The sequence below is a fragment of the Salipiger pentaromativorans genome, assembly GCF_024721115.1.
GTDB lineage: Bacteria > Pseudomonadota > Alphaproteobacteria > Rhodobacterales > Rhodobacteraceae > Salipiger > Salipiger pentaromativorans.
Genome location: NZ_JAMDHK010000016.1, coordinates 1 through 16,406 on the forward strand (window position 1 = coordinate 1; position 16,406 = coordinate 16,406).

Annotated in this window: 16 protein-coding genes and 1 tRNA gene; 2 read left to right on the forward strand and 15 right to left on the reverse strand. The window is 63.6% G+C overall.

Annotation, left to right across the window (positions count from 1 at the left end; translation table 11 throughout):
* Nucleotides 1-901: 901 nt before the first annotated feature.
* Nucleotides 902-978, reverse strand: a tRNA-Met gene (locus M4578_RS19765).
* 176 nt (nt 979-1,154) lie between these two features.
* Here M4578_RS19765 and M4578_RS19770 point away from each other — a divergent pair.
* Nucleotides 1,155-1,556, forward strand: a complete 402-nt coding sequence (locus tag M4578_RS19770; RefSeq protein WP_258094951.1) for a hypothetical protein — start codon at nt 1,155-1,157, stop codon at nt 1,554-1,556.
* Nucleotides 1,557-1,595: 39 nt separating this feature from the next.
* On the opposite strand, the gene M4578_RS19775 is transcribed toward M4578_RS19770, so the two are convergent.
* The 13 genes from M4578_RS19775 to M4578_RS19835 form a co-directional block, all read right to left on the reverse strand.
* Nucleotides 1,596-2,903 carry an ATPase gene (locus tag M4578_RS19775; protein ID WP_258094952.1) on the reverse strand — a complete coding sequence of 436 codons (1,308 nt, stop codon included), beginning with the start codon at nt 2,901-2,903 and terminating at the stop codon, nt 1,596-1,598.
* Between the two features lie 105 nt (nt 2,904-3,008).
* Complete coding sequence (locus M4578_RS19780) at nt 3,009-3,506, reverse strand: prepilin peptidase (RefSeq protein WP_258094953.1); 498 nt, start codon at nt 3,504-3,506, stop codon at nt 3,009-3,011.
* Between the two features lie 3 nt (nt 3,507-3,509).
* A complete protein-coding gene (locus M4578_RS19785) occupies nt 3,510-4,370 on the reverse strand; it encodes a tetratricopeptide repeat protein (protein ID WP_258094954.1) in 861 nt (286 codons plus the stop codon).
* Nucleotides 4,371-4,397: 27 nt separating this feature from the next.
* Complete coding sequence (locus M4578_RS19790; protein ID WP_258094955.1) at nt 4,398-4,961, reverse strand: tetratricopeptide repeat protein; 564 nt, start codon at nt 4,959-4,961, stop codon at nt 4,398-4,400.
* A gap of 4 nt (nt 4,962-4,965) precedes the next feature.
* Entirely contained in the window at nt 4,966-5,940 is a 975-nt protein-coding gene (locus M4578_RS19795) for a type II secretion system F family protein (protein ID WP_258094956.1), read from the reverse strand.
* A 15-nt stretch (nt 5,941-5,955) separates the two neighbouring features.
* On the reverse strand, nt 5,956-6,921 hold the full coding sequence (locus M4578_RS19800; protein WP_258094957.1) for a type II secretion system F family protein: 966 nt from the start codon (nt 6,919-6,921) through the stop codon (nt 5,956-5,958).
* Nucleotides 6,922-6,924: 3 nt separating this feature from the next.
* Entirely contained in the window at nt 6,925-8,358 is a 1,434-nt protein-coding gene (locus M4578_RS19805; RefSeq protein WP_258094958.1) for a TadA family conjugal transfer-associated ATPase, read from the reverse strand.
* Nucleotides 8,359-8,373: 15 nt separating this feature from the next.
* Nucleotides 8,374-9,615: a CpaE/TadZ family protein gene (locus tag M4578_RS19810; RefSeq protein WP_258094959.1), complete on the reverse strand. Its 1,242-nt coding sequence runs from the start codon at nt 9,613-9,615 to the stop codon at nt 8,374-8,376.
* A gap of 210 nt (nt 9,616-9,825) precedes the next feature.
* Nucleotides 9,826-10,509, reverse strand: a complete 684-nt coding sequence (locus tag M4578_RS19815) for an OmpA family protein (RefSeq protein WP_420854822.1) — start codon at nt 10,507-10,509, stop codon at nt 9,826-9,828.
* A gap of 4 nt (nt 10,510-10,513) precedes the next feature.
* Nucleotides 10,514-11,932, reverse strand: coding sequence for a type II and III secretion system protein family protein (locus tag M4578_RS19820; RefSeq protein ID WP_258094961.1), 1,419 nt, complete (start codon nt 11,930-11,932; stop codon nt 10,514-10,516).
* A 205-nt stretch (nt 11,933-12,137) separates the two neighbouring features.
* Nucleotides 12,138-12,995, reverse strand: coding sequence for a Flp pilus assembly protein CpaB (gene cpaB / locus M4578_RS19825; protein ID WP_258094962.1), 858 nt, complete (start codon nt 12,993-12,995; stop codon nt 12,138-12,140).
* Between the two features lie 227 nt (nt 12,996-13,222).
* The gene (locus M4578_RS19830; RefSeq protein WP_258094963.1) at nt 13,223-13,426 is read right to left on the reverse strand and encodes a Flp family type IVb pilin; all 204 of its coding nucleotides are present in this window, start codon (nt 13,424-13,426) and stop codon (nt 13,223-13,225) included.
* A 73-nt stretch (nt 13,427-13,499) separates the two neighbouring features.
* Nucleotides 13,500-13,691, reverse strand: a complete 192-nt coding sequence (locus tag M4578_RS19835; protein WP_258094964.1) for a Flp family type IVb pilin — start codon at nt 13,689-13,691, stop codon at nt 13,500-13,502.
* Nucleotides 13,692-14,048: 357 nt separating this feature from the next.
* On the opposite strand from M4578_RS19835, the gene M4578_RS19840 reads away from it, so the two are divergent.
* Nucleotides 14,049-14,870: a lytic transglycosylase domain-containing protein gene (locus tag M4578_RS19840; RefSeq protein WP_258094965.1), complete on the forward strand. Its 822-nt coding sequence runs from the start codon at nt 14,049-14,051 to the stop codon at nt 14,868-14,870.
* Between the two features lie 84 nt (nt 14,871-14,954).
* On the opposite strand, the gene M4578_RS19845 is transcribed toward M4578_RS19840, so the two are convergent.
* Nucleotides 14,955-16,370 carry an FAD-binding oxidoreductase gene (locus M4578_RS19845; RefSeq protein ID WP_258094966.1) on the reverse strand — a complete coding sequence of 472 codons (1,416 nt, stop codon included), beginning with the start codon at nt 16,368-16,370 and terminating at the stop codon, nt 14,955-14,957.
* Nucleotides 16,371-16,406 lie beyond the last annotated feature (36 nt).

A 16,406-nucleotide genomic window follows, 5' to 3' on the forward strand; every position in this document is an offset into this window, starting at 1 on the left:
AGTAGGTCACCGCCAAACCTAGTAAAAACCAAAATATATCTCTCAATACGATAAATCTCCAAACTTCATAACGCAAAAAAATATCGCACAGGCCAGTTGCCATGCCGGTAACGCGCGTATTTGCGGCTCAGTCGGGTCAGAGATCCGCATGGCCGCAGAACGTTCAGCTTGCCGGTCATCGCAACGATGCATGACACAAAGGGGGCGATCGGGGAGTCCATTGCGCGTCCGTGCTTCTGTTTTGAAGATCGCCTTGGAATCTGGGCTCCTGAACACTTGGTAGGGGGCGGGATATCAAGACGGAGAGATCGAAATACCTCAGCGCGCGGAGATCTCATCCACGGCAAACATGGTAGGCTTCGCTTGTTGCAGCAGCCGTATCGACGGAGTGACAGGTGAGTTACCAACCTGCGGGTCCCTTCGACGATGCAGAATCCTTCCGAAAGACAGCTTTGGCGCTTCGAGATGCGCAACTGCGCAGAACCCATCCGGACGCACCGATCCTGTTTCAACGGTTCACGCGAGTGAACTCTACCCGAAAGCCTATCTGCATGCGGCAGGCCTCTCCGATGAAGACCTCTCGCGGCTGTCCTTCGGTCATCGTCTTTCGCAGTTGGTATACGAGGCCAAGACACGCGGATTATGCCTGAGTGACACGAGCTGTGAGGTCATTGATCTGCTCGAGCAAATGAGGACGCAAAGCACAACGCGCTACCTGGTCAGTGGAGTCTACCGACCGATCAGGGAGGAACACTATCCAGGATCTGCGCGTCGTAGTTGGGCAGTCGCTATGTCAGATGGGGTTCTCTGTGCAACTATTCCGCGATGCACAGCGTCGTCACTCCACAGCCATATAGCGCCTTGTGACAGCAGCGGGACATTTCGTGCTTTTGGAGGGATTTGGTAGCGGAGGAGGGACTTGAACCCCCGACACGCGGATTATGATTCCGCTGCTCTAACCAACTGAGCTACTCCGCCAAACCGTGGAGTGGTGGGTATGATAGCGAGCGCGAAGCGTCAAGCTGAAAAATGCAGGTTTTCACATCAAGACAGCGCGGGCCGCAACATCCCGATCGCAAGGCGAAAATAGGGTCTTCCGGGACGCCCGGCAAGGTGTAGGCTGAAGCCTCGTTACTTGGTCGGAGGAGGACCCGATGAAACGCAAAGTCAGGTATCACGCGATGGGCCTGTTGCTGGCCGCCGGGCTGCCCGGGCTCGCGGCGGCGCAGACGGTCAGCGATGTGCAGTTCCGCAAGGGCGACTACGGCACATATGTCGAGGGGAAGGTGACCGGTCACGCCTATCACGACTACCGCCTGGGCGCGGGCAAGGGGCAGGAGATGTTCGTCGAGCTTGACAGCGGCGGATCGGCCTATTTCAACATCCTGCCTCCGGGCAGCGACGGGGTTGCCATCTACAACAGCGCGATCAACGGCAACAGCACCACCGTCACATTGCCGGAAAAGGGCACCTATACGATCCGCGTCTATCTGATGGGGAACGACGAGGATTCCGGCAAGACCGTGCCCTTCGGCCTGGATCTGTCGATCCAGTGATGCGCCTGAGGGCGGAGGCGGGGCATCCCCGCCCCAACCTTACTTCACGATGACCTCGTCCTTGACGAACATATTCGCCCAGGCGCGGTCCACCAGCTCGGGCGTCATCTTGTAGGGCCAGCCCTCGAAATCGCAGACGGAGATCATCTGGTCGATCAGGAACACCGGCTGGTAGTTCGCATAGATGTTCTTGATCGTCGGGTATTTGGTCTTGAGCAGATAGACCAGCGAGGCTTCGTCGAGCTGGAGCTTCTTCTTGCGGGCCACCAGCGCGAAGATCTTCAGGAAGTCCTCCTGGTTCGGCCCGTCGATCTTGATCTTGAAGAAGATCCGGCGCAGCGCCGCCTGGTCGAAGATCTCGTTCGGGTGGAAGTTGGTCGAGAAGATCACCAGCGTGTCGAAGGGCACCTCGAATTTCTCGCCCGATTGCAGCGCCAGGATATCCTTGTTCTCCTCCAGCGGCACGATCCAGCGGTTCACCAGCTTCTGCGGCGGTTCCGCCTGACGGCCAAGGTCATCGACGATGAAGATGCCGCCGGTCGCCTTGAGTTGCAGCGGCGCCTGATAGGTCCGCGCCGTGGGATTGTAGACCAGATCCAGCATATTGAGAGACAGCTCGCCGCCGGTGATCACCGTCGGCCGCTCGCACAGTACATAGCGGGTGTCGAAGCGGTTGGTGCGGCGCAGGCGGGTGGGATCGTCTTCGGCGCTTTCGGCGGCGGAATGCACGATCGGGTCGTAGACCGAGATCACCTGACCGGAATATTCGATGGCGCGCGGCACATAGATCTTGTCGCCCATCGCATCGCGGATGCCGTTGGAGATCGAGGATTTGCCGTTGCCCGGGGGGCCGTACATCAGGATCGAGCGGCCGGCGCCGACGGCCGGACCGAGATGCGAGATCAGCTCTTCGGGCAGGACCAGGTGGCCCATGGCGGCCAGAAGCTGTTCGCGGGTGATCTGGACGTTGCGGATCGACTGGCGCTTGACCTGCTCGCTGTAGATATGCAGCGGCACCGGCATCGGGCCGAAATATTCGGATTGGGACAGCGCGTCGAGCGCGCGGGCCTTGCCCGCGTCGGTGAGCTGATAGCTCATCTCGTTGCCGGAATTGGCATTGAGCGTGCCCATCGCCTCGAGCAGCCCCTGCGAGCGGGCCAGGTCGATCAGCTCCTGCGTGATGCCGATCGGCAGGCAGATCGCCTTCGCCAGATAGGTGACCGTGCCGGCGTTCTTGCGGAAGATGGTCTTCAGCGCGATGTCGCGCATGAAGACCGCCGGCAGCTTCAGGTCTTCCAGTCGCTTGGGCGGAGGCGGCGCCATCACGGCGCAGGGTTCCATGTTCATCTCTGCTATGCCCCATTGGGTTCTGTTGCGTGTTAGGAAACAACAGCTTTGTGGCGAGAGATGGGCCGGGCTTGGGAAAAGCGGCGGCGGGGACCTTGCCGGAGGTCAGCTTCCGTAGCAGATCCCGAGCACGAGGTAGAGCGCCAGGGTGCCGCCCAGCGCCATCCCCATGGGGAACCGCTTGCCGCTGTCCCAGCTCTTCCAGTCCGGTGCCAGCCGGCGCAGCGGCGTCATCCGGGCCACGCGATGGCTGAGGAAGGCCGCGAGAAGATTCGCGGCGAAGAGCGCCAGCAGGAAGCGCAGATCGCCGAGATGGATGAAGGGGGCGGCGGCGGCGGCGAATTTCGCATCGCCCGCGCCCATCACCCCGCCCGCGTTCAGCGCGATCCCGGCGACCAGCACCGCCGCAAGATGGGTGTATCTCCAAAGGTAATCGTCGAAGGGCAGGGCGATCAGCCCGACAATGGCAAAGATCGCAAAGAGCGTGGCGACGGCCTGATTGGTGATCCGCAATTCGCGCATGTCGGTGAAACAGACATAGAGGCAGACCGGCAGCACAAAAGGCGCGAACCAGATCGCGGCGGAGGCGGAAATCGACAGCATCGGTCAGTTCGCGACGCTGGTTTCCAGAGCCGCAAGCGACCGTGCGGCCGCCTCGAAATGTTGCGGATGCGTTTCGATCGCGTCGCGCAGCAGCCCCTTGCCGATCTCCACGTCGCCGCGCTTGATCGCGGCCAGGCCCAGCGTGTGCAGCAGCTCGGCGCGTTCGACTTGGGTCATCTGCATCACGGGCAGGGTGTAGTTGCCCTGCGCCCCGCGCGCGAGCACGAGGTTGTTCTTGGCTGTGAACAGGCTGGGATCGTGGCGGAGCGTTTCGAAGAACATCTTCTCGGCGCCGGCATAATCGCCGCGGCTCAGCTTGGAATAGCCCCAGTTGTTCAGCACCGAAGCCGGCTTGGTCGTCAGACCCACCGCGATCTCGTAGAAGCTGTCGGCCTTTTTCCATTCCTTGTGACCGTCGGCGATCATCGCCTCCAGCCGGTAGCGCTGATAGGTCTCGTAGGTCGGCGGGATGGAATCCAGCACCTGCTCGGCCTTGTCCCAATCGTTGTTGCGGATCAGCGCATCGGCCAGCGCCACACGGTCGTCATCCGTGGCCTCGTCGTGATCGACGACCCGGGCCCAGGCAATCGAGGCTTCCTGGTTGCGCTTGGCGCGGACCAGGGATTTGGCCAGACCCCGCATCAGATCAATCCGGCCCGGCTCGATCTTGTCGGCGCGCTGGAAATAGGCAACCGCCTCGTTCGGGTCGCCCGCGGAGAGCATCACATCGTTCAGACCGGAGCCGTCGATGGCGTTCACACCAGCGAATTCGCGGTCAACCGCGTCCTTGTCGATGCCTTTTTCACATGCTGACAGGGCGAGGACCCCTGCGGCGCAGAGGGTCACAAGGATGGGGTGGCGCATTTGTTGCGTCCTTTTACTGCTCTTGCCTCAGTAAGCGCGGCGGATCAGATAGCTCCCGCTGCCCCGTCGCACCAGCTTGTATTCTTGTTGTCCGCCCTCACCATAGTCCGGATTATCCAATTTTGCGAGCGCCAAGCGCAGATTGTCGCGGATTGCGTCACTTTCGCCATTGTCGAGCGCATAGGCCCGCCGGAACACTTCGGCCGCCTCGGCGGTCTTGCCGCGCTCGATCAGCACGACGCCCAGATTGTTCCAGGCTTCGGCCCAGAGCGGTTCCGTATCCACGGCACGGCGCAGCAACGGTTCGGACTGGTTGAGCCGCCCGAGGGCGAGGTTGGCCGAGCCGAGCGAGGTCAGCACCTCGGCGGTGAGCCCGTGCTCGCCGGCGGCGCGGGTATAGGCATCGAGCGCCAGCTCGTACTGCCCGGCGGCCATCAGCCGGTGCCCCACGACCAGCCCGTCCACGGCGGTGCCGCGCGGATCGAGCGCCGGGGCATAGGTCTGCTCTCCGGTCTTGGACGCAAACGGGCCGCCCGATGAACAGGCGGCCAGCAGCAGAGGTATCAGACAGGCGATGAGGCCTTTGTTCATGTCGTCACTTGAAGGCGATGTTCCCGAGCTCGCTCACGCTCACCACCGACGGACCCACGAGGATGATCAGCAGCGGCGGAACCGTCAGCATCATAGTCGACAGCGTCATCTTTGTCGGCAGCTTGTTTGCCTTTTCTTCGGCGCGCATGACCCTTTTGTCACGCATTTCCGAGGCATAGATCCGCAGCGCGTCGGCAATCGAGGTGCCGAAGCTGGCCGCCTGGTTCAGCACGGTCACGAAGGAGGAGACGTCCTGCACGCCGCAGCGCTCGCCCATGTCGTTCAGCACGTTGCTCTTGTCCTTGCCGGCCTTCATCTCGTGGCTGATGATCTCGAACTCATCGGCGAGCGCCGGGTAGGAGGCATGCAGCTCTTTCGCGACCCGCACGATGGACTGGTCCAGGGACTGGCCCGCCTCGACGCAGACCAGCATCATGTCGAGCGCATCGGGGAACCCTTCCTCGATCTGTTTCTTGCGCTCTTCCACCCGCTTGGTGACCCAGTACTTGGGCGCCATATAGCCGACGGCGCCGGGGCCGATGATATACATCAGCTTGGTTTGCAGCGTTGCGTCCGGGCCGTCCTTGAAGAGATAGTAATAGACCGTGCCGACGGCGAGCAGGCCGAGGCCCAGAACCATCTGCGACAGGTAGTAGAGCCGCACCGCGTCACGGGTGCGATAGCCGGCCTGCAGCAGCTTGAGGCGCATCTGCCCCAGCTCCTCGGCGCTTTGCGGTTCGAGATACTGGGCGTATTTGTTCAGCTTGGCGTTGCGGCGCGTGTCGCGCAGGATCGCCTTGGTTTCCGCATCCATCTTGGCGCGGCCGTCCTTGCGGAGCTTGTCCATCGGATCGGGCCGCTGGTTCAGCATCAGCGGAATGGCGGCGATGATCAGCAGGAAGGCGAGCCCGGCCACCACCATCAGCGGTCCCGCGGGGCCCAGCGTCTCGGTGACCATCGTATTGAGCGTCTCGAACATGGGTCGTGTCCCTTATCAGACTTTGATATTCACGAGCATCCGCATGACCAGCAGGTTCGCGATCAGGAAGATGGCAACGACGAAACAGGCGGGGATGAACCAGGGGTGGTCCAGAACCTCGTCGTAGTAATGCGGGTCGGTCACCTGGATGACGAGCAGCACCGCCACCGGGAACCCCGAGAGGAACTTGCCCGACCATTGCGCCTCGGCGGTGATCGCCTTGACCCGGCGGAACAGGCGGAACCGCGCGCGGATCACCTTGGCGAGCCCTTCGAGGATCTCGGCGAGGTTGCCGCCCGATTGCTGCTGGATCGACACCGCCACCGCGAGGAAGCGAAGGTCTTGCATGTCGAGCCGCTCGGCCATGTGTTTCAGGCTTTCGCCGATGTCGCGGCCATAGGTGGATTCATCCGAGATGATCCCGAATTCGGTGGCCAGCGGGTCCTTGATCTCGCGCGAGACGACCGCGATGGCGGAGCTGAACGGGTGTCCGACCCGCAGCGAGCGCACCATCAGTTCCACCGCGTCCGGAAGCTGCTCTTCGATCAGGGCCAAGCGCTTCTTGGCCTTGCTGCTCACCCACATGAAGACGCCGCCGACCCCCATGCCGATGCCCAGCACGATGCGCACCGGCAGGGTTGCCTCTGTGCCCATCGTGAGGGCGAGGAAGGCCAGCACGCTGACCCCGACCATCATCATCATGAGCTGGTTGGGGGTAAAGGCGATTGCCGCCTTCTGCGCCCGGTCCGCCAGCAGCGAATAAAGCGGGATGCCCCGGCTTTCGAGGTGCTGGTCCATCTCCTTGCGGAGCTTGGCGAGAACCTCTTCGCGATTGACGTTCTTGTCCAGCATCTCCAGCCGGCGGTTCACCCGCCGGTTGAGGCTGATCGAGCGCCCGAAGGCCACCAGATAGACGCCCTCGACCAGAATGAGGACGCCGACGAAGATCAGACCGTAGATGATCAGTTCAGCGGAAAGCATGGGTTACTCCGGGCGGAAGGGTTCGTAGATCGACGGCGGGATGTCGAAGCCCCACATCTTGAAGCGCTCCGAATAGTGGCTGCGCACGCCGGTGGCGGTGAAATGGCCGATGATCTTGTTGTCGGGCGTCAGGCCCACACGCTGGAAGCGGAACAGTTCCTGCATGGAGATCACGTCGCCCTCCATGCCGGTGATCTCGGTGATCGAGGTCATCCGGCGCGAGCCGTCCTGAAGCCGCGAGGCCTGCACGATGAGGTTGACCGCCGAAGAGATCTGCGACCGCATGGCTTTCAGCGGCATTTCCACGCCGGACATGGCGATCATGTTTTCCATCCGGCTGATGCCGTCGCGCGGGTTGTTGGCGTGGATCGTGGTCATCGAACCGTCGTGGCCGGTGTTCATGGCCTGAAGCATGTCGATGACCTCTTCGCCGCGCGTTTCGCCGACGATGATGCGGTCGGGGCGCATCCGCAGCGCGTTTTTCAGACAGTCGCGCGGGGTGACGGCACCCCGCCCCTCGACGTTGGGCGGGCGGCTTTCCATCCGGCCCACATGGGTCTGCTGGAGCTGAAGTTCCGCCGTATCCTCGATGGTCAGGATCCGCTCGGCATCGTCGATAAAGGACGAGAGCGCGTTGAGCGTGGTGGTCTTGCCCGAGCCGGTCCCGCCGGACACGATGATGTTGAGCCGGGTGGCGACGGCGGCCTGAAGATAGACGGCCATCTCCTCGGTGAAGGCGCCGAACTGGATCAGGTCGTCGATGGCCAGCTTGTCCTTCTTGAATTTCCGGATCGAGACCAGCGAGCCATCGACCGCGATGGGCGGCACCATGGCGTTGAAACGCGAGCCGTCGGCCAGACGGGCGTCCACATAGGGGTTCGATTCATCGACCCGGCGGCCCACGGCGGAGACGATCTTGTCGATGATCCGCATCAGGTGGCGTTCGTCCTTGAACACCACATCCGAAAGCTGCAGCTTGCCCGAGCGTTCCACAAAGATCTGGTGCGGGCCGTTCACCAGGATGTCGGACACCGTGTCGTCCTTGAGCAGCGTCTCGAGCGGGCCGAGGCCCTTGACCTCGTCGTAAAGCTCCTGGTTGAGCGTCGTGCGCTCTTCGCGGTTCAGGACGATGCCCTTTTCCTGCAACGTCTCGGCGACGATGGCGCCGATCTCCTCGCGCAGCTCGCGCTCGCTCGCATGGTCGATGGCGGCGAGGTTGAGGTTGTCGAGAAGCGCACGGTGCAGCTCGAGCTTGACGTCGCCCAGACGTTCCTTGCGGCGCTTCTCGCGATCCTGCGGCGCGGCCTCGGCCACCTTCTTGGGCAGCGGCTTGCGCATGCTGGCCGGTTTGGGCGCGGCGGTCTGAACGGGCGCTGCGGTGGCGGGAGCGACCGGAGCCGCCTCTTTCACCGGGGTCTTCTTGTAGCGGGAGAACATGTCTCAGGCTCCTTCTCAGGCGGCTTCCGCATCGGTCTGACCGATGGCGTGAAGCTCTGCCGCCAGTTTGGCGATATCCTTGCGCAGCGGGTTCTTGGCGGCGTGGGCGGCAAGCGGCTCGCCGTGATCGCCGGCCATGGTCACCGCCTTGCCACCGTCGGAAAGCTGTAGCCCCAGGTTGATCCCGAGGCTTTCGGCCATGCGGCGAACCCGGCTCTTGCCTTGCAGGTCGGTGAATTTCGGCGCCCGGTTCATCGCGAACCGCAGCTTGTCGAAGGGCAGTTCCTCGGCTTGCAGGGCGCGTTTCAGGCGCAGGGTGTTCTGGGCCGAGCGCATGTCGAGTTCGAGCAGCGCGAAATAGACCTGCGCTTCGACCAGGACCGTCTCGCTCCACTGCACCAGCGTCGAGGGCATATCGACCACCACGTAATCGAAATGCTCGCGTGCCACGTTCAGAAGCGATTTCACGTCTTCGGGCGAGATCATGTCCAGCGGGATCACGTCTGCGGGCGAGGTCAGCACCTGCAGTTTCTCGCCGAAGGTCACCAGGGCCTGGCCGAAGCTGTCGCCGTCCATCGCCTCGAGTTCGCTGAGCAGTTCAAGAACCGCATCGCGGCGGGGCAGGTCGAGATAGGTGGCGACCGATCCGAATTGCAGTCCGAAGTCCATCAGGCACACCCGCGGGGCGTGCTCCTTGCTGACCGTCGCCAGTTCCCAGGCGAGGTTGACCGCAAAGGTCGTCGCGCCGCAGCCGCCGCACATGCCCTGCACCGCGATCAGCACGCCGTCGCCGCCGCCCGAAAGCTGCACGCCTTTGGACTGCGATTGGGGCGCCGATGCCGGGGCGGGCCGGCGGCGCAGCCGCTCGACCGCGGCGGCCAGTTCTTTCTCGGGCAGCGGGTAGGGCACGAATTCGTCGGCGCCGCCACGCAGAAGCTGATGAAGCGCCGCCGGGGTCACGTCTTCGGCGATCAGCACCACCTTGACGTTCCGCGCCTTGGCAGCGGCGATGATCTCGGCGAGCAGACCAAGATCGTCTTCATCCTCTTCGTCGATGGCGACGGCGACGAATTCGAGTTTCTGGGCGTCCGGCTGATTCAGAAAGGCCAGCGCCTCGCCAAACCCCAGGTCTCCCCAGCCTTCGCCGAGGAGGTCTTCCATGTCTTCGATGAGAAGATCGAAATTCTGCACGTTCCGGCTGATCGTGCAGGCCACGATCGGACTGGGGGGAGTGTGCAGAGCGGTCGTACTCGTCATTGCCTCTCATCCTTTACCTATTGGGGAGGGTCCCGGGCGGCAAAGGCAAAGGCGTTTGATGGCACATTTACCCGCGTTCCGGGCCCCGTGCGCCGAGTCGTCCCGGCGCAACTGTCCCTTTGCGGATAAGATCACTCAAAATGTGGGCAACATTTGGGCCGAAAAACCGTAATTGTACGGTATTGCCGGACGATGCCGGGGCGCGTCCGGTTATTGACCGGACGACTCTCCCATCCCCGAGACGCCCGAAAGCGTCGACATGGGCGAGGCGCTCCGCACGTATTCGCGATAGATCACCTCGGCATATTTGCCGTCGAGCACCGTGGGATGGCCTTTCACAAAGCCCGAGACCTCGGTCACGGTGCGGCGGTTGCGGCGCTCCTGGCCCTCGGTCACGATCAGCGGCTGGGTTTCACCGTAAGAGACCACCGCCTCGAGTCGCGACCGCGAGATGCCCTGGCTTGCAAGATAGGCGACCACGGCCTGGGCGCGGGCCATGCCGAGCCGCTTGTTGTAGCTTTCCGATCCGACAAGATCGGTATGGCCATAGACGCGGAACCGCACCTCGGGGAACTGGCGGATCCAGTTGGCCTGTTCGCGCAGCGTGTCGCGCGCGCCTGCATCGAGCTGGGCGCTGTTGAAGGCGAAGTTCACCATCGCCGGCACTTCCTGCGCGAATCGCCGGCCCAGATCGAAGACATAGGCCTTGTCGCCGTTCATGATCTGGGTGTTGTTCATCGTGGCATTGCCGAAATCGCCGTTATCGACGATCGATCCCGCCTCCCGATAGAATTGGTCGCGAACCGGATCACCGGGGTATCCGCCGCAGGCGGCAAGAAGGCCAAGACCAAGGCCGGCCACGCTGATCCTGATCATTCTGCTGCGCCCCTGCATCGTATTAGTCCATCACATAGCCATAAGAGCCGGTGAAGTCCTGCTTTGCAACCTCAGCCGCGCCGCCGGTCTTCGGCGGTGCGCCGTCCGAGGCGGTCCGGCCGAAGAGGAACAGGTCTTTTTCCGAGGGCGGCCGGACGCGATCGGTCGGCAGCGCAAGCGCCTCGCCCCGCGTCGGGGTCACCAGATGAGGGGTCACGATAATGACAAGCTCGGATTGTTCGCGTTCGTATTCGGCACTGCGGAACAGCGCCCCCAGCACGGGAATGTCGCCCAGCCACGGCACCTGACCGTTGAGATCGCGGAAATCGTCCTGAAGCAGACCGGCGATGGCAAAGCTCTCGCCGTCGCGCATCTCGACCGTGGTCGAGGTCTGCCGCTTGCGGAACGCATCGACCGAAAGCGCATCCAGCGTGATGCCGTTGGCGCTGTCGATCGAGGAGACCGCCGCGTTCAGTTCGAGATTGATCAGGTCGCCATCGACCACGCGCGGCGTGAAGTTCAGCTCGACGCCGAAAGGCTTGTATTCGATCGTGATCTTCCCGTCGCCCTGCGAGACCGGGATCGGATATTCGCCGCCGGCGAGGAAAGTGGCCTCCTGTCCCGACAGCGCGGTCAGATTCGGCTCTGCCAGGGTGCGCGACACCCCCTTGTTCTCGAGCGCTTCCAGCAGCAGCCCGACCTCGAGCCCGCCAGAGTTGAACCCGAGCAGCAGCGCGCCCTGGGCGTCGCCGTTGATTTCGACGTCGGATCCCAGCGCGTTGTTTCCGTTCAGCCAGGTGCCCGTCTCGGTGCTGAGCCTTGCGCCGTCGTCGAAGATGGTGCCGCCGAGGGCCAGCGAGGACCGCAGCGTCTTGGCCACCGAGCGTTGCATTTCGGCAAAACGCACCTTGAGCATCACCTGCTGCACGCCGCCCACCACCATCAGGTTGGAGACGCGCTCGGGCGCGTAGCGCTGGGCAAGGTCGAGCGCGCGCTGAAGTTTCTGCGCGCTGGAAACGGTGCCGGACAGAACGATGCCGTCATTGGCGGTACGCACCTCGATCTTCTCGTTGGGAAGAATCTGGCGCAGGCGTTCCTTGAATTCGGTGACGTCGGCGGCCACGCGCACATCGACATTGGTGATGAGGCGGCCATTGCCGTCGAGAATGGTCAGGGTCGTGGTGCCCGGGGTCTTGCCCAGCACATAGATCGTGCGATCCGAGAGCGAGGAGATGTCGGCGATGGCGGCGTTGGCGATGGACAGTTCGGCAAAGGGAACGTCGCTTTCCACCACAACCGCGCGGTTCATCGGCACGTTCAGCACGCTTTCCGTGCCGGTCCGGACCACGCGCAGGTTTTCGGCCTGAGCGGTCAGGGCCAGCGGGCTGACGCCCAGGGTGAGCCCGACAAGGGCTGCCTTGATAAACTTGTCAATTGTCATGTGACCTGCCTCTCGATCACGCCTCGGGAGCAGGTCTTTGCTGCCTGCATTTGAACGGACTTTGCGTCAGTTTCGGTTTTTTTGCAAGAATCAACGGCTTCCGCGGCAATATTTATGTGGATAACGGGCAACATCCCGGGTTTTCGCCGGGGCGATGGCAAAAGGGGCGCCAGTCGGCGCCCCATGATCAAGCTCTTGAATTCGCTCAGTTCGTGCAGGGGATCGGGATTTCGACCACCTCGGAGCCGCGGCGCACGCGGGTTGTGCAGACTTCCAGGGCTTTCTTTTCTGCCTGCCGTTCCCGCTTGGCGATCCCGAGCAGCGCGCGCTGATCGACCTCGATCGCCTCGGCCACCGTCTCGTCATTCGCGGCCATCAGCGACAGCGACAGACGCCCGGTGCTTTGTGCCTGGGCCAGCCCCGCCACCTGTTGCGGGCTGATGGCGACGGTCACGGTGCGCGCGATCGTGGGGTCGTTGCTGTCCACCTCTGCGGTCTGGTCGATGGCGATCAGCTTGATCCCGGTCTCGATCAGCTTGGTGACATCGCCCTGCGGCAGATTGGGATCGTTGCCGGGCACGCGGCCCGTCCAGTAGATATCGACCCGGTCGCCCGGGCGCAGGAAGCCGGACACGCCCGAGGACACGTCGACCTTGATGGCAAAGGCGCGCTGGCCGCGTTCGAGGCGCGAGGTCAGGCCGGCATCGCCGCCGGGTTCGCTGACCTTGGTGGTCAGCACGGCTTCGAACTTGTCCATGGCGCGCACGACGACGCGGGCGGGCTCGCCGGCGACGAAAAGCGGCGTCGCTTCGTCGAACACGCCTTCGGGCAGGATTTCCTTGGGCCAGGGCGCGAGCTTCACGTCTTCCGCCGTCAGCACCTCGCCGTGGTTGATGGCGCGCTGGGTGACGTAGATCATCTGCGTCGGCACGGCCTTGACGGCCTTGGCGCGCTCTTGCTGCAGCGCGTTCTGATAGGCGCCGAACTGCTTCTGGGCCAGGTGAACGGCAAAGCCGGCCAGGCCCAGGCCAGCGATCAGGACGATTCCGAATACCAGTCGCATTACTCTTTCCTCTCGGGGTTTCACCTCGGAAGCGCCTCTCGTTGCTCGGGCGCCTTCAAATTCGTGGGTAACCAAAGATTGTGGCCAATTCTGGCCCATTGCTTAGCGCTTTTGAGGCCGCAGCCCTTAGCCGGGCGAGGGGCTGCGCCATCCTGTCTCTCAGAACGAAAAAGGGCCGCTTCGAGAACGAAGCGGTCCCTTTTGCGTGTGCCTGTCTGGCGGTCCCTCTATTCGGGGAACAGGGCCTGCTGCTCTTCGGCAAGCGCCCCTCCGGCCGCAGCTTCCAGGTTCGCGCTGTTGTCGCGGATCTGGAAGAACGACACGGCGGACATGAAGACGACAGAGGCGGTCAAGATCACCCAATCGACGGACACGGCGCCGGAGTCGTTGCGAAGAAAGGTCTTCAAAAATCGAAACATTTTCATATCCATTCCGTTAGACCTTGCCTCGGACATCGCCCGCCGGATCGGTTTGGACCGATCCGGCGGCAAATGTCAGGTCCGATTATTCCGGGAACAGGATGCCTTCCTGGTTGCCCACTGCGGTGCCGGCGGCGCCGATCAGGGCATCAGCGTTGGTTTCGATGGTGGTGTAGGCGCCGATCGCCATGGCGACCACGGCAGCGGTCAGCACGACCCAGTCAACCGTCACAGCACCGTCTTCGTCGTTGCGGAAGTTTTTGATGAAGTTCAGCATGTCTCTCTCCGTAGATATAAAGTCTAGTTTGTTGCTCACGTCACCGCTCCGGAGCGTTGTGGGCCTCTCTCATTGCCCCGTCCCGCTGCGGTATGAGGAGATATAGCCCCCGGAATCAGGCAAGAATTGGGCACAATTGGTTTGTTTTTGTAGTTTGAGAAGAATTGCAGGAATCTGTCTCTAATCCCCTGAAAAGGAACGGTTAATCTTTGTGTTTTTCTTTCGGAGGTGGCTTGGACCGTGCGATTCCCGGCGAAAATGGCACGGTTTCATGCACATTGCGGCGACGATATTGGCCAAAACCGGTGTTTATGACAGAGTATCGCCAAACAATAGAGACCAGAGGCAGGTCGAGCGATGTTCCGCAAGTTGGGTTTGACGGCCCTCCTGGCCGTTTTCTGCGCCGGCGCGCTGTTGGCCGAGTCGCCTGCGCCGTTTCCGGAGGTTGTGTCCAAGCGGGTCAAGCCGCCGAAACCGGGCACAAAGAAGCGGATCACCGTGCAGATCGTGGCGACCCCGGTCGCGCCAAGGGCTCCGGCGCCGGTTTCCGGCGGCAAGGCGCCTGCCGGGCGGGCTGCGGGCGCGGGCGCCTATGGCTGGTTCTGGGATGCGGTGTCTCCGGCGCTGGCGGACAGCGGCCCCGGGCGGCTGGAACCGGCGCTGATCAAGCTCTCGACCCCGCCGCAGGGCCACGGCGTCGCGGCGCCGCGGCTCCAGGATTTGCAAAGCCTTGCTGCCACCCACGGGGTCGAGCTGCTGAAGGCCACGGTGGGTACGCGGGTGTCGCCGGCGCTGGCGCTCGCGGTGATGTCGGTGGAATCGGGCGGCCGTGCGGATGCGGTGAGCGGGGCGGGCGCCCAGGGGCTCATGCAGCTTATGCCGGCAACCGCCGAACGCTTCGGCGTCGGCGACGCGATGAACCCGGCGGACAATATCCGCGGCGGCGTCGCCTTCCTGGATTTCCTGATGCAGACCTTCGACGGCGATCCGATTCTGGTGCTGGCGGGATACAACGCGGGCGAGAACTCGATTCCCAAGCACGATGGCGTGCCGCCCTATGCCGAGACCCGCGATTACGTGCCCAAGGTGCTGGCGGCCTTCAGCGTGGCACGGGGGCTGTGCCTCACGCCGCCGCAACTGATTTCGGATGGCTGCGTGTTCCGGGTGGCCTCTAACTAAGAGAGCGCCCAGCAGGGGGGCATATGGCCCGGTCCCCGGTTTATCGAGGGACACCGGGCAGGGCCGGCCAGGCCGGATACGCGCTTAGCCGCGCAGAACGGCGCCCGGGTTCATGATGCCGGCGGGATCGAGCGCTGCCTTGATCGCACGCATGGCGGCCAGCTTCGCCGGATCGCCGTAGCGTTCCAGATCCTCGACCTTCAGCCGCCCGATTCCGTGCTCGGCGCTGACCGAGCCACCCAGCTCGTGGACCAGATCGTGCACCGCGTGTTTGATCTCGTCGCGCTGGTTCACATGGTCTTCGCGCTGCTTTCCGGGGGCGGGAAAGACGTTGTAATGCAGGTTGCCGTCGCCCAGATGGCCGAAGCAGTTGATCCGGAACGTCCCGATCTTCGCCAGAACCGGTGCGCCGCGTTCGATGAATTCGGGGACCGAGCCCAGTGGCACCGAGATGTCATGCGACGAGATTGCCCCGATCGCGCGGTTCGCCTCTGGGATGCGCTCGCGGATCGCCCAGAAATCGGCGCGCTGCTGCTCGGACTGCGCGACCGCCCCGTCCGAGACCAGCTCGGCCTCCATCGCCGCGGCAAAGAGGGTCTCCAGCGCTTCGGCGGGATCGAGCCCGCGGGCCAGACCCAGCTCGACCAGCACGCACCATTCGGGGGGCGTGGGCCAGGGCTGGCGCAGCTCGGGCAGTTTCTCGGAGAGGAAGTCCAGCCCCTGGCGCGAGATCAGTTCGAAGGCGCTGATGCCTTCGCCAAGCTGGTCGCGGGCGATGGCCAAAAGATCGAGCGCGGCGGCGGGGCTTTCGACCGTGAACAGCGCGGTGCCGGTGGCGGCGGGAATCGGGGAAAGTTTCAGCGCCGCGGCGGTGATCAGCCCCAGCGTGCCCTCGGCGCCGATCAGCAGGTGGCGCAGATCATAGCCGGTATTGTCCTTCCGCAGCCGCTTGAGCCCGTGCCAGATCGAGCCGTCGGGCAGCACGGCCTCGAGCCCAAGAACCTGATCGCGGGCGTTGCCGTAGCGCAGCACGTTGACGCCGCCGGCATTGGTTGCCAGCAGCCCGCCGATCCGGGCGGTGCCTTCGGAGGCCAGCGAGAGCGGGAACAGCCGCCCGGCCTCCTGCGCCGCGGCCTGGACATCGGCCAGCACCGCGCCGGCCTCGGCCAGCGCCACGTTTTCCTGCGGATAGACCGCGCGGATCGCGGTCATGCGTTCCAGCGAGATCAGCAACGGCGCCGGACCCTCGGGCGCGACCTGCCCGCCCACGAGTCCGGTGCCGCCGCCGAAGGGGACGATGCCGACCCGTGCCGCGTGGCAGGCGCGCACGATCTGCGCGGCCTCTTCGGTGCTGCGGGGCAGGGCGACCCAGCCCGAGCATCCTTGCCAGCGCCCGCGCGGCTCTTCGAGATAGCGCGGCTCGGCGCGGCGCAGGGTGTTCTCGGGCAGGTCGCGGGAGAGGGTTTCAGCGAAAGTGTCGTCGGCGGCAGTCAGGGTCATCGGGGGTTCCTTTCGGCCGGCAGATTGGTCCGGTTT